This window comes from Streptomyces sp. NPDC040432 (assembly GCF_055595445.1).
In genome coordinates this window covers 614,322-627,267 of record NZ_JBVIVP010000001.1, presented here as the reverse complement: position 1 = coordinate 627,267, position 12,946 = coordinate 614,322, and the positions used below count along the sequence as shown (strand labels likewise).

13 protein-coding genes are annotated in these 12,946 nt (G+C 72.9%); 7 read left to right on the top strand and 6 right to left on the bottom strand.

Annotation, left to right across the window (positions count from 1 at the left end):
• Positions 1–6 precede the first annotated feature (6 nt).
• Entirely contained in the window at positions 7–786 is a 780-nt protein-coding gene (locus ACZ58N_RS02860; protein ID WP_471154795.1) for a hypothetical protein, read from the bottom strand.
• A gap of 199 nt (positions 787–985) precedes the next feature.
• On the bottom strand, positions 986–1,594 hold the full coding sequence (locus tag ACZ58N_RS02855; protein WP_471154793.1) for a class I SAM-dependent methyltransferase: 609 nt from the start codon (positions 1,592–1,594) through the stop codon (positions 986–988).
• Between the two features lie 199 nt (positions 1,595–1,793).
• On the opposite strand from ACZ58N_RS02855, the gene ACZ58N_RS02850 reads away from it, so the two are divergent.
• The 5 genes from ACZ58N_RS02850 to ACZ58N_RS02830 all read left to right on the top strand — a co-directional run bounded on the left by ACZ58N_RS02850 (position 1,794) and on the right by ACZ58N_RS02830 (position 6,874).
• Positions 1,794–2,573 (top strand): MHYT domain-containing protein, encoded by a 780-nt coding sequence (locus ACZ58N_RS02850; protein ID WP_471154790.1) that lies wholly within the window; start codon positions 1,794–1,796, stop codon positions 2,571–2,573.
• Between the two features lie 92 nt (positions 2,574–2,665).
• Positions 2,666–5,404 carry a sensor histidine kinase gene (locus tag ACZ58N_RS02845; protein WP_471154787.1) on the top strand — a complete coding sequence of 913 codons (2,739 nt, stop codon included), beginning with the start codon at positions 2,666–2,668 and terminating at the stop codon, positions 5,402–5,404.
• Positions 5,404–5,847 (top strand): roadblock/LC7 domain-containing protein, encoded by a 444-nt coding sequence (locus tag ACZ58N_RS02840; RefSeq protein ID WP_471154785.1) that lies wholly within the window; start codon positions 5,404–5,406, stop codon positions 5,845–5,847. The genes ACZ58N_RS02845 and ACZ58N_RS02840 overlap by 1 nt, the downstream gene beginning before the upstream one ends.
• Complete coding sequence (locus ACZ58N_RS02835) at positions 5,844–6,245, top strand: DUF742 domain-containing protein (protein ID WP_471154783.1); 402 nt, start codon at positions 5,844–5,846, stop codon at positions 6,243–6,245. The genes ACZ58N_RS02840 and ACZ58N_RS02835 overlap by 4 nt, the downstream gene beginning before the upstream one ends.
• Entirely contained in the window at positions 6,245–6,874 is a 630-nt protein-coding gene (locus tag ACZ58N_RS02830; RefSeq protein WP_471154781.1) for a GTP-binding protein, read from the top strand. The genes ACZ58N_RS02835 and ACZ58N_RS02830 overlap by 1 nt, the downstream gene beginning before the upstream one ends.
• 17 nt (positions 6,875–6,891) lie before the next feature.
• On the opposite strand, the gene ACZ58N_RS02825 is transcribed toward ACZ58N_RS02830, so the two are convergent.
• Positions 6,892–7,329 (bottom strand): PPOX class F420-dependent oxidoreductase, encoded by a 438-nt coding sequence (locus tag ACZ58N_RS02825; RefSeq protein ID WP_471154779.1) that lies wholly within the window; start codon positions 7,327–7,329, stop codon positions 6,892–6,894.
• A gap of 106 nt (positions 7,330–7,435) precedes the next feature.
• On the opposite strand from ACZ58N_RS02825, the gene ACZ58N_RS02820 reads away from it, so the two are divergent.
• Both ACZ58N_RS02820 and ACZ58N_RS02815 read left to right on the top strand, forming a co-directional pair.
• A complete protein-coding gene (locus tag ACZ58N_RS02820; protein ID WP_281209658.1) occupies positions 7,436–7,834 on the top strand; it encodes a roadblock/LC7 domain-containing protein in 399 nt (132 codons plus the stop codon).
• Between the two features lie 357 nt (positions 7,835–8,191).
• Positions 8,192–8,947 carry a DUF6397 family protein gene (locus ACZ58N_RS02815; RefSeq protein ID WP_471154777.1) on the top strand — a complete coding sequence of 252 codons (756 nt, stop codon included), beginning with the start codon at positions 8,192–8,194 and terminating at the stop codon, positions 8,945–8,947.
• Here ACZ58N_RS02815 and ACZ58N_RS02810 read toward each other — a convergent pair.
• The 3 genes from ACZ58N_RS02810 to ACZ58N_RS02800 form a co-directional block, all read right to left on the bottom strand.
• The gene (locus ACZ58N_RS02810) at positions 8,911–9,309 is read right to left on the bottom strand and encodes a YchJ family protein (protein WP_471154775.1); all 399 of its coding nucleotides are present in this window, start codon (positions 9,307–9,309) and stop codon (positions 8,911–8,913) included. The two genes, ACZ58N_RS02815 and ACZ58N_RS02810, sit on opposite strands and share 37 nt — an antisense overlap.
• A gap of 83 nt (positions 9,310–9,392) precedes the next feature.
• Positions 9,393–10,295: an acyl-CoA thioesterase gene (locus tag ACZ58N_RS02805; protein WP_471154772.1), complete on the bottom strand. Its 903-nt coding sequence runs from the start codon at positions 10,293–10,295 to the stop codon at positions 9,393–9,395.
• A 109-nt stretch (positions 10,296–10,404) separates the two neighbouring features.
• Positions 10,405–12,927, bottom strand: coding sequence for a DEAD/DEAH box helicase (locus ACZ58N_RS02800; RefSeq protein ID WP_471154769.1), 2,523 nt, complete (start codon positions 12,925–12,927; stop codon positions 10,405–10,407).
• Positions 12,928–12,946 lie beyond the last annotated feature (19 nt).

Below are 12,946 nucleotides of genomic sequence, written 5' to 3'. Positions count from 1 at the left end.
GAATCCTCAGACGGGCCGCGCGGCCACCCGGTCCAGGGCCGCCAACAGTTCGTCCAGGTCGAACTCGCCCTCGCGGGGGACGGTCAACACCTCGCCCGGCTCCTCGTCCAGCAGGACGAACGCCGCGTCGTCGGTCCGCGCCACCAGCGACCAACCGGGGCCGTCGGCCCGGACGGTTCGGGCGCCTTCCCCGGCGAAGGACGAACGCACCCGGCCCGGAGGCGGCGCCGCGACCGTGTACTGCTTCGCCTCCGCGAGCGCCCGGGCCAACCCGGGGTGCGCGGCGGCCGCCGCACCGCCGTCCGTGGCGACGCGCTCGCTCCAGTCCGCCCATTCCCGGGCGATCTGGTCCGCGCCCATCCGTCGCTGCACGGGGCCCCACGCGTCCGCCGAGGGCGGTGCCAACGGCACCCGGCCGGTGCCGTCCGCACCCTGCTCCGGATCGTGCGGTTCCGCGACGCCGGGCGCCGACACGGTCAGCTCCAGCGGCCAACCAGCCAGCGAGACCACGATCGTCCGCTCGTCGGGCGACAGGTCGTACTCCATCCCGCAGTCCCAGGACGCGATGGCGGCGGCCACGAGCGAGACGTCGTCCACGACGACCGTCCAGCGCGCCCCCTCCTCGTCCTGCCCGAGCACCAGCCCGTACCCGTCCGTGACGGGTCGAACGCCCAGCAGTGCGCAGGCCTCCGGGAAGTCGTCGCCCAGGACGGCCGGAAACTGCGTGGGGGTCAGCAGTACGGCGGTCAGCACGTACAGCGAGCCCCCGTCCTCCTCGTCGGACACGTGGCCTCCCGATCGCTCTCTCGTCGGCGCACCTTAACCAGCGGGTAACACGCACGTCGAGAGCAGGAGGAGGCCGATTTCCGAGCCCGTCACCTGTGCGTACGTCCGGGCACCCTCCACGGAACGCGATACCGGGGTGGCGGGAGGACCGGCCGGGGGACCTCCTCCGGTACGGGGCCTCGCGCCGTCCCCGCCCGGGTCAGGCGCGGCGCTCGGCCAGGACGAGGAAGCGGTGGTCCTCGTCCGCGTAGCGGGTCATGTCCCAGCCGGACCCGGACAGCAGCGGTCCCAGGTTGTGTTCGGCCCGCAGGTCGTCGGGGGTCGGTGAACGGCCGTGGCGCGCCGCCAGCGCGGCGCGGCCGATCGGGTGGAAGAGGGCGAGCCGGCCACCGGGGCGGACCACGCGGGCGAGCTCGCGCAGGTTGGCCTCCGGGTCGGGAAGGTGGGCGATCAGCCCGGCCGCGAACACCGCGTCGAGGGCGTCGTCCCGCAGCGGCAGCCGGGCCACGTCGGCCCGCAGGAGCGTGCCGGCGCTCCCGCGTCCGGCCTCCTGCGCGGCGGCCAGCATCTCCTCGGTGACATCGGCCCCGAGCACCGTCCCGGAGGGCCCCACGGCGTCGCGCAGCGGGAGCAGGGCCCGTCCGGTGCCGCAGCCCGCGTCGAGCACCCGGTCCCCGGGGCGCAGCCCGCACGCGGCCACGGCGTCCACGAAGGCGGGTCCGTCGTCGGGAAACTTCCGGTCCCACGCGCCGGCGCGCGGCCCGAAGAACTCCTGCACGTGCGTGTGGTCTTCGCTCATGCGGCCCATGATCCCGCACGGGGCCGTGCGCGCGGTGCCCCGGCTCTTCCGCTTCGTCGGCGCGCGCCCGCCTTGCCTGCGCTGTGTGCGCAAGGTGGCACGTGGTGTGATCGGACACGAACGTAGCTCTGTCATATTCCAGCAGTTCCAGCGGCTTTCGAAATGCTCCCCGTGTTCGTGCCCTCACCCGGACTAGCGTCCCGTGGCCATGGGACACCTGGACCACGCCGCCTATGGCTGGCTGACACCCGTACTGTCGTACGTGATGGCTTCGATCGGCGCCGCCCTCGGGCTGCGCTGCACCGTCCGTGCGCTCGCCGCGACGGGAACCTCCCGCCGCAACTGGCTGCTCACCGCGGCCTCGGCCATCGGCACCGGCATCTGGACGATGCACTTCGTCGCGATGCTCGGTTTCCACGTCACCGGCACCGAGATCCGCTATCACGTGCCGCTGACCATCCTCAGCCTCCTCGTCGCCGTGCTCGTCGTCGGCGCCGGGGTGTTCGCCGTCGGCTACGGCAGGAACCGCGGCAGGGCCCTGGTGCTCGGCGGCCTGACCACCGGCCTCGGCGTCGCGAGCATGCACTACCTCGGGATGGCGGCGCTGCGCCTGCACGGGCAGGTCACCTACCGGCCGCTGATCGTCGGGCTCTCCGTCGCCATCGCCGTGATCGCCGCCACCGCGGCGCTCTGGGCGGCGCTCAACATCAAGTCGCCGGTGGCCGTGGCAGGGGCCTCGCTGGTCATGGGGGCGGCCGTGAGCAGCATGCACTACACGGGAATGGCCGCCGTCGCCGTCCGCGTCGCCCCTTCGGAGGCCGCGCTGTCCGGCGCCACGGCCATGCAGTTCATCTTCCCCCTCGCGGTCGGCCTGGGCTCGTACCTCTTCATCACCGCCGCCTTCGTCGCGCTCTCCCCGACCGCCGACGAGCGTGCCGCCTCCGCCTCCGCCCGCAACCTCGGTGACGCGCCGCTCCCGGCCCGCTGATCCTCCCCACCCCCCGCCCGGTCCCCCCACACCGACCTCCCCACCCCGCCCCCCCCGCGACCTCCGTAAGCACCGCCCGGAACGAGGAGCCCATGCGCAGACCCCGCAGCAGACCGGAAGCAGCGGCCCCGCGCCCGCCCGCGCCCCCCGCGCGAGGCCGCCGGGCGCACGCGGGGCCCCCGGCCGAGGAACCCGAGCCGGAGCGGGCCCTCCGCCCCGGCGCGGACCCGGCCCGGGCCGGTGGCGGGGCAGGACCCCGGATCCGGCTGCGGCCCGCCACCGTCCGAGCGAAGATCGTCTCGCTGCTGATGGTCCCGGTGGTCTCGCTGCTCGCCCTCTGGGCCTTCGCCACCGTCAGCACCGCCCAGGACGTCGCCGCGATCAGCAGGATCCGCCAGGTCGACGCCGAGATCCGCACCCCCGTCGCCGCCGCGCTCGCCGAACTCCAGGCCGAACGCCGGGCGGCAGTCCGGTACCTGGCCGACCCCGCCGCCGACCAGGGCGCCGCCCTGGCGCAGCAGGCTCGGCGGACCGACGACGCCGTCCGGAGCCTGCGGCTCGGCGACCGCCACACCGTCGCCGACTCCGGGGACTACGGCCCCGACATCGTCACCCGGCTCGGGGAGTTCGTGACCACCGCCGAGGCCCTCGCAACCGCCCGCAAGGACATCACCGACCGCCGGGCGACCCCCGAAGCGGCCTACGCGACGTACACGCGCCTGACCGACTCCGCCCTCGCCGTCGAAGGATCCCTCTCCGCCGGCCGGAACCCCGAACTCGGTTCCGACGCCCGGGTCCTGCTGGAGTTCGCCCGGGCCGGGGAACTGCTGGCCCGGGAGGACGTCCTGCTCGCCCTGCCGGGCCAGCGAAGCGCCGAAACGCTTCGCCGCCTGGCCGGGACCGTCGAGTCCCGGCGCGCGTCGACCACGGCCGCGGCCCGGGACCTGCCCGCCACCCAGCGGGAGGTCTGGGACGCCGCCTCCCGGAGCGCCGCCTACGCCGACCTCACCGGGGCCGAGGACCGGGTCCTGGCGGCAGCCGCCCCGGCCCCGGCGGCCGGCGGCCCGGCGAACACCGGCAACGCGGCCTCCGCGGGCAACGCCGCCGCGGCGGTGCGCGACGCGTCGGGCGTCCCCGCCGGCTGGGAGGCCGCCTACACCGGGATCAGCGCCTCCATGCAGGAGATCCGCGAAGCCGCCCGCGCCGAAGCCGCCGACCGCGCGGATCCGTTCACCGAAGGGGCGCTGAGTCCCGCCGGGACCGCCGTGCTGTTGGGCCTGGCGGCCGTCGCCGCCTCCCTCGTCATCTCCGTCCGTATCGGTCGGGCCCTCGTCGTCGAGCTGGTCTCGTTGCGCAACACCGCCCTGCACATCGCCCACCGCGAACTCCCGCACGCCATGGACCGGCTGCGCGCCGGCCAGACCATCGACGTGGACGCCGAGACCCCGCCCGGGCCGCCCGCCGACGACGAGATCACCCAGGTCGGGGAGGCCCTGTCCACCGTCCACCGGGCGGCCCTCAGCGCCGCGGTCGAACGCGCCGAACTCGCCGGCGGGGTCAGCGGGGTCTTCGTCAACCTCGCCCGCCGCAGCCAGGTCCTCGTCCACAAGCAGCTGACCCTCCTCGACTCCATGGAGCGCCGCGCGGACGACCCGGGCGAACTCGGGGACCTCTTCCGGCTCGACCACCTCACCACGCGGATGCGCAGGCACGCCGAAAGCTTGATCATCCTCTCGGGCGCCGCCCCCGGACGTGCGTGGCGGATGCCGGTCCCGTTGACGAACGTGGTCCGCGCGGCCGTCTCCGAGATCGAGGACTACCAGCGCGTCGAGGTGCGCGGACTCGCAGAGGCGGCCGTGTCCGGCGGAGCCGTCGCGGACCTCACCCACCTGCTCGCCGAACTCATCGAGAACGCCACCCAGTTCTCGCCCCCGCACACCAAGGTCCGGGTCAGCGGGGAGCCGGTCGGCACCGGATACGTCCTGGAGGTCGAGGACCGCGGTCTCGGCATGGGGCGCGAGGTGATGGCGGAGGCCAACCGGCGGATCGAGCACTCCGAGGACCTCGACCTCTTCGACAGCGACCGCCTCGGGCTCTTCGTGGTCAGCCGGCTATCGACCCGCCACGCGATCCAGGTCCACCTGCGCACCTCGCCCTACGGGGGCACGACCGCGGTGGTCCTGCTGCCGAACTCCCTCCTCCAGGGGGCGATTGCCGGAGCGCCCGCCACCGCCGCCGCGCCGCAGGCACCCGCCGAGCCGCCCGTCGAGGCCGCCCGGGTGCCGTCGCACGCCCCGGCCATGAGCGTCGTACGGGAGTCCGTGCGCGGCCTGCCCGCCCCGGAACGGGACCGGGCCGCCGCCCCCGCTTCCGGCCCCGCGATCACGCGGCAACGGCCCGCCCCGGTGGCCTCGCTGCGACCGCGCGGCGCCGCCGACGCGGTCACCCGCACCCACCCGGCACCGGTCACCGGGCCCTCCGGACCGCTGCGGTCCCCGACCCCGGAGCCCGCGGCCGGCTCCGCCCCGGGCGGGGGCCGGGGGCCGGCCGGCGCCGACCGCGCGGCCCACGGCGCCGCTCCGGGGCCCGGTCCGGCGTCCGCGTCCGGCGCCTCGGTGACGGAACTGCCCCGTCGGGTCCGTCAGGCCAGTCTGGTCCCGCAGTTGCGCGAGGCCCCCGAACCGAAGGCGCCCCCGGGTTCGACGCGGCCCGAGGAGCCGCCGGGGCGCAGCCCCGAGGAGGCCCGGGACCGGATGGCCGCCTACCGGGACGGCTGGGCGCGCGGCGCCCGGGAGAACTCCCCCCACGCAGGCAGCGAAGGAGAAGTGTGATGAGCGAACACCACGGGATCGACCTCGACGGCGTCCGCCGGTCCGGGGAACTGGACTGGCTGCTCGACGACCTGGTGATGAGGGTCCGGGAGGTCCGGCACGCGGTCGTCCTGTCCAACGACGGGCTGGCGGTGGGCTCTTCCAGCGCGCTCAGTCGGGAGGACGCGGAACACCTGGCCGCCGTCGCCTCCGGGTTCCACAGCCTCGCCAAGGGCGCGGGCCGGCACTTCCACGCCGGGGGAGTGCGCCAGACGATGGTGGAGATGGAAGAGGGCTACCTGTTCGTCGCGGCGGCCGGCGACGGATCCTGCCTGTCCGTGCTCAGCGCTGCCGGCGCCGACATCGGTCTGATCGCCTACGAGATGGCCCGGCTGGTCAAGCGGGTCGGCGAACACCTCTACACGCCCGCCCGGTTCGCGGCGCAACCGCCGTCCGCCGGGTGAAGGCGGCGGTCCGACACGTGGACGGCCAGTGGTACGACGCCGAGGCGGGTCCTCTCGTACGCCCCTACGCCATGACGGGCGGGCGCACCAAGCCGGGCCCCCACGGCGTCCGCTTCGACCTGATCGCGCTGGTCGTGGTGGACCCGGACGCCTCCGGGGACGCGGACGAGGCGCTGCTCGGCCCGGAACACCGGGCCCTGCTCGGGCTGTGCCGCTCCGAGACCCAGTCGGTGGCGGAACTCGCCGCGGACGCGGATCTCCCGGTGGGTGTGGTGCGGGTGCTGCTGGGTGACCTGTTGGAGGCGGGGCACGTCAAGGTGAGCCGGCCCGTACCGCCCGCCCAGCTGCCGGACGAGCGGATTCTGCGTGAAGTCATCGAGGGATTGCGAGCGCTGTGATGGGACTGCACGACGACGGGCCCGCGCGGGCCGCGGCTTCGGGGGCGGACGGGGACCTGGCCGCGCTGGCGCTGAAGATCCTCGTGGCCGGCGGGTTCGGGGTGGGCAAGACCACCCTGGTGGGCGCGGTCAGCGAGATCCGACCGCTGCGGACCGAGGAGCTGTTGAGCGAGGCGGGGGAACTGGTCGACGACACCGGAGGGGTCGACCAGAAGACCACCACGACCGTGGCCATGGACTTCGGCCGGATCACCATCCGGTCGGGGCTGTCGCTGTACCTCTTCGGGACGCCCGGCCAGGACCGGTTCTGGTTCCTCTGGGACGAGTTGTCGCAGGGTGCGCTGGGGGCGGTCGTACTGGCGGACACCCGGCGGCTGGAGGACTGCTTCCCGGCGGTCGACTACTTCGAGCACCGGCGGATCCCTTTCGTCGTCGCCGTCAACTGCTTCACCAACGCCCGGCGTTACGGGTCGAACGAGGTGGCGCGGGCGTTGGACCTGGACCAGGGGACGCCTGTGGTGTTGTGCGACGCGCGGGACAAGGACTCGGGGAAGGAGGTGCTGATCCGGCTGGTCGAGTACGCCGGGCGGATGCACACCGCCCGGCTGCTCGACTCGGTGGGACCGTAGGCAGGCCCCTCGGTAGGTCAGTCCGCGACACCGGCCGTCGCGATCACCTTGTCGATGGACACCCGGACCAGCAGTTCGCCGGGGACGGCGTTGCGCCGGCCGAAGGCTTCGCCGCGTTCCTCGCCCATGTACCGGGCGGCGATCCGGGTGGCCCAGCGCAGGGTCTCCCGCGGGTCGTCGGCGTACTCGGCGATCGTGGCGCGGCCCTGGAGGACCACGTAGGAGAACGGCGGACGGTCGTCGTCCACGCACAGGGAGACGCGGCCGTCACGGGCCAGATTCCGCCCCTTGACGGTGTCCTCACCGGTGTTGAACAGGAAGGAATCACCGTCGAGTACGAACCAGATGGGAGCGATGTGCGGGCTTCCGTCCGCGCGGACCGTCGCCAGCTTCCCGGTGCGGGTGCCGTGCGAGACGAACGCCCGCCATTCCTCTTGAGTCATCTTCTGTGCCATGGGCCCATCCTCCTTGCCGGAAAGCCGCTGGTGGGGAAGGCTGGCGGAACGACTACGCGGGGTGGGGCGCGGCCGTGTCGGCCGCGTCGACGGGGAGGGGCTGGAAATGGCACTGGACAAGCAACTGGACTGGTTGCTGGACGACCTGACGCGCAGGGTTCAGCAGGTCCGGCACGCCGTGGTGCTGTCGAACGACGGACTGGTGACGGCGGCCACCGCGGGACTCGCGCGGGAGGACGCGGAACACCTGGCGGCCGTCGCGGCGGGCCTGCAGAGCCTGGCCAAGGGCTCGGGGCGGCACTTCCGGGCGGGTGAGGTGCGACAGACGATGGTGGAGTACGACGAGGGGTTCCTCTTCGTCGTGGCGGCGGGTTCGGGCAGCTGCCTGTGTGCGCTCAGCGCCGCGGAGGCGGACATCGTCCAGGTCGCGTACGAGATGACGCTGCTGGTCAACCGGGTGGGCGAGCACCTGGGTGTCGCCGAGCGGCGGATCACCGGGGGCTGATCGAGGGCGCCGGCCGGAGTTGTCCACAGGGCCGGCGGGCTGTCGTCGCGCTGAGTTACGGTCTTCACACAGAGTGATCGTCACTCGTGGGGGAGGGCCGTGATGAAGACCGTGACGCAGCATGTGACGAAGACCGTGACGCAGGGCGCGACGGAGACCGTGACGCCGTGCGTGGCGCGGAGCGTGACGCCGTGCGTGACACAGCGATCGACGAGGGCCACGATGCGGGCCGCGGCGAGGGTCGACGCGAAAGCAACGTGGGAAGCGGGCGCGACAGCGTGCGCGCGATCGGCGCCGCCGCCGGGGCGGGTCGTTTTCGTGGAGGCGGAACCTCGGGGGGAACCGAGGCGTGACGCCTTGCTCGGCGGGGTCCGGGCGGCAGCGGAACTGGGTCTCGGCCGGGCCGAGTTCGCGCGCGCGGTGCAACTGGGGCTGGTGCGGGCGGGCCCGCGTGTGCCGGGCGGCGCGGCACGCTTCACCACGGCCGAGATGGACCGGGTCAAGGCCGCGGACGGATTCCCGGACGCACTGCGCGCCCGGGTCGAGACGGTGGCCGGGGCCGACGCCGGAGCGAGGCGGCTGGGGATCGGGCCGAGTCGGTTCACCCGGCTCGCACGGTGCGGGCACCTCACACCCGTCGGATACCGGGTCAACCGCTACCGCGCCGTCGTATGGCTCTATCTGGTGGCGGAACTGGCGGAGTTCGCCGCCACGGATCCGGGAGCGCTGCGCGGTGCCGCTTCCGAGGCGGACCGGGAGCTGATCGCCGCCCGGGGGGACCTGCGGCCCGTCGGCTGGCGCGGCCGGCACGTGGACCTCCTGATGGGACGGATCTCCGACCCGTGGGAGCGGGCGGCCGTCCCGGCCTCCGTGCTTCCCGAGGACGAGGTCCTGGCCGCCGTACCGGACCCGGCCGAGCGGATCGTCCTGGCCGCACTCGCGCCACCGCCGCCCTACGGACACCCGAAGGTACCGGCGGCCGCGGCGGTGGCGCACCGGCTCCTGAGGGCCCAGTCGCCGGACGAGATCGAGCGGTACCGCACCGGCCTGCACGCCGCTCTGGCCGGAGCGCGCCGTCAGTCGAACGCGACGGGGGACAGCGGGCCGACGTAGACCCAGGCCCCGTCCTCGCGGGAGAAGGCGCTGTGTTCGTGCAGCGAGCCCGTGTGGCCGCCCTCGCGGTAGTGCGCGCGGAACTCCACCGAGCCCTCCGTCTCGAACAAGCCACCCCGTGCGGTGGCGAGGATCTCCAACCGCTCCCAGCGTTGGCCGGGATCCAGGTCCAGCCTGCCCGGACGGGTCGAGGAGTGCCAGGAGCGCAGCAGGTAGGCGGTGTCGCCGAGCGCGAAGGCGCTGAAGCGCGACCGCATCAACAGCTCGGCGGTGGGCGCCTGGCCGCCCGCGTGGAAGCGACCGCAGCACGCCGGGTAGGCGGCGGGCAGCCCGCAGGGGCAGGGGAGGGCCGGGGTGGGCATGGGCGTGCTCAGCTCTTCGTGTGAGGAGGACGGACGGCGAGCACCGCGGTCGGACGACCGCCGCGGTGACGGACGACGGGCGGCTACTGCGGTGACACGGCCGGCTTGGACGCGTCGGGCGCGTACGGGCGGAACAGGCCTTCCTGGACCACGGAGACCAGCAGCCTGCCCTCCACGTCGTAGATCCGGCCCCGGGCCAGCCCACGGCCGCCGTGGGCGATCGGCGACTCCTGGTCGTACAGGAACCACTCGTCGGCCCGGAAGGGCCGGTGGAACCACATGGCGTGGTCCAGGGAGGCCATGTCGAAACCGCGCATGCCCCACAGGGGTTCCACGGGGATGCGCACGGCGTCGAGGAGGGTCATGTCACTGGCGTAGGTGAGGGCGCAGGTGTGCACGAGCGGGTCGTCGCCCAGCGGGCCGACCGCCCGCATCCACACCGCGCTGCGCGGGTCGGCGTCCTTGAGGTCCTCCGGGGTCCAGCGGAGCCGGTCCACGTACCGGATGTCGAAGGGCTGGCGGCGGGCCATCCGCTCCAACGCCTCGGGCAGCGCGCCCAGGTGCTCGCGGATCTCGTCCGCGACCTTCGGGAGGGATTCCGGATGCGGGAAGTCGAGGCGAGGGGGCAGCTGGTGCTCGATGCCGCCCTCCTCCGGGTGATGGAAGGAAGCGGTCAGATTGAAGATGGTCTTGCCCTGTTGGACCGCGGTGACCCGGCGCGTGGTGAAGGACCGCCCGTCGCGCACCCGCTCCACCTGGTACACGATCGGCACGCCGGGGATGCCCGGTCGCAGGAAGTACGCGTGGAGGGAGTGGACCGGGCGGTCGCTCTCGGTGGTGCGGCCGGCCGCGACCAGCGCCTGCCCGGCCACCTGCCCGCCGAACACGCGCTGGAGCGATTCCTGGGGGCTCGCGCCCCGGAAGATGTTGACCTCGATCTGCTCCAGGTCGAGCAGGTCGACGAGTCTCTCGGCGGGGTTCGTCATCAGGGGTTCTCCACTGTCGGGTCCGGCGGGAACGGCGGGTCCTTCGGAAGCCTGGGCTCCGTCGGGGGCTGAGGGTCCGTCGTACGGGACGGGCGTGTACGGGTTCGGCTCAGAGTTGGCCGAGCTCACCGACCGAGGTGACCCGGAGGACCGCCCGACCCTCCTCGTCGGACGCCGCGAGGTCGACCTCGGCACTGATGCCCCAGCCATGGTCCCCGTTCGGGTCGGCGAAGGTCTGACGGACGCGCCACAGCCCGTGCGCCGGGTCCTCCTCGATCTGCAGGAGCTTGGGGCCCCGGGCGTCGGGACCCGTACCGAGGTCGTCGTACTCGTCCCAGTAGCCGTCCATGGCCTCGCCCCAGGCGTCGGCGTCCCAGCCCGACTCGGCGTCCAGCTCGCCCAGCACGTTGACGTGGTCGAGGGCCGCCAGCTCGACCCGGCGGAACATGGCGTTGCGGACCAGGACGCGGAAGGCACGGGAGTTCGCCGTGACCGGCTTGACCTGGTCGGCCTTCTCCTGGGCCTGCTCCGCCGTCTCCACCTCCGGGTTCGCCAGCTGCTCCCACTCGTCCAACAAACTGGAGTCGACCTGACGGACCAGCTCGCCCAACCAGGCGATGAGGTCCTGCAGGTCCTCGGACTTCAGGTCGTCCGGGATGGTGTGGTCCAGCGCCTTGTACGCGCCGGCCAGGTAGCGCAGCACGATGCCCTCGGTGCGGGCCAGCTCGTAGTAGGAGGTGAATTCGGTGAAGGTCATCGCCCGCTCGTACATGTCGCGGATGATCGACTTCGGCGAGACGGGATGGTCCCGAACCCACGGGTGGCTCTTGCTGTACACGTCGTAGGCGTGGAGCAGCAGCTCTTCGAGCGGCTTGGGGTAGGTGACCTCCTGGAGCCGCTCCATCCGCTCCTCGTACTCGATCCCGTCGGCCTTCATCGCACCGACCGCCATGCCGCGTTCCTTGTTCTGCTGCGCGGCGAGGATCTGGCGCGGGTCGTCCAGGGTCGACTCGACGACGGAGACCATGTCCAGGGCGTAGGAGGGGGACTCCGGGTCCAGCAGGTCGAAGGAGGCCAGCGCGAAGGTGGACAGCGGCTGGTTCAGCGCGAAGTCCTGCTGGAGGTCGACGGTGAGGCGGATCGTGCGGCCCTCGGCGTCCGGGGTGTCGAGCTTCTCGACCACGCCGCCGTCCAGCAGCGAGCGGTAGATCGCGATCGCCCGGCGAATGTGCCGCAGCTGCGCCTTGCGGGGCTCGTGGTTGTCCTCCAGCAGGTGGCGCATCGCCTTGAAGGCGTCGCCCGGCCGGGCGATCACCGACAGCAGCATGATGTTGGTGACCTTGAAGCGGGAGGTCAGCGGTTCCGGGTCGGCGGCGATCAGCTTTTCGAAGGTGGTGTCCGACCAGGCCACGAAGCCCTCTGGGGCCTTCTTGCGGACCACCTTGCGGCGCTTCTTCGGGTCGTCGCCGGCCTTCGCCAGGGCCTTCTCGTTCTCGATGACGTGCTCGGGCGCCTGCGCGACCACGAATCCGGCCGTGTCGAAGCCCGCCCGGCCGGCGCGGCCGGCGATCTGGTGGAACTCGCGGGCGCGCAGCGTGCGGACCCGGTTGCCGTCGTACTTGGTGAGGGCGGTGAACAGCACGGTGCGGATCGGCACGTTCACACCGACGCCGAGGGTGTCGGTGCCGCAGATGACCTTCAGCAGACCGGCCTGCGCCAGCTTCTCGACGAGACGCCGGTACTTGGGCAGCATGCCGGCGTGGTGCACGCCGATTCCGTGGCGGACGTAGCGGGACAGGTTCTGGCCGAACTTCGTGGTGAAACGGAAGTTGCCGATCAGCTCCGCGATCCTGTCCTTCTCCTCGCGGGTGCACATGTTGATGCTCATCAGCGACTGCGCCCGCTCGACGGCCTGGGCCTGGGTGAAGTGCACGATGTACACCGGGGACTGCCGGGTCTCCAGCAGCTCGGTGATGGTGTCGGTGATCGGCGTGGTCACGTACTCGTAGGACAACGGGACGGGCCGGGTCGCCGAGCGGACCACGGAGGTGGGACGGCCGGTGCGCCGGGTCAGGTCCTCCTCGAACCGCTTCATGTCGCCGAGGGTGGCCGACATCAGGACGAACTGGGCCTGCGGGAGCTCCAGCAGGGGGATCTGCCAGGCCCAGCCGCGGTCCGGCTCGGCATAGAAGTGGAACTCGTCCATGACGACCTGGCCGATGTCCGCGTACTTGCCGTCGCGCAGGGCGATGGAGGCCAGCACCTCGGCGGTGCAGCAGATCACCGGGGCGTCGGCGTTCACCGAGGCGTCGCCGGTGAGCATGCCGACGTTCTCGGTACCGAACAGCTTGCACAGGTCGAAGAACTTCTCCGACACCAGCGCCTTGATCGGGGCGGTGTAGAAGGTGACCTTGTCCTGGGCCAGCGCCGTGAAGTGGGCGCCCGCCGCGACGAGGCTCTTGCCGGAGCCGGTCGGGGTGGACAGGACCACGTTCGCCCCGGAGACGACCTCGATCAGTGCCTCCTCCTGCGCCGGGTACAGGGTGATGCCCTGGCCCTCCGCCCACGAGGAGAAAGCCTCGAAGAGGGCGTCGGGGTCGGCGTTCGGCGGGAGCTGATCAATGAGGGTCACACCCCCCATCTTGCCTGGC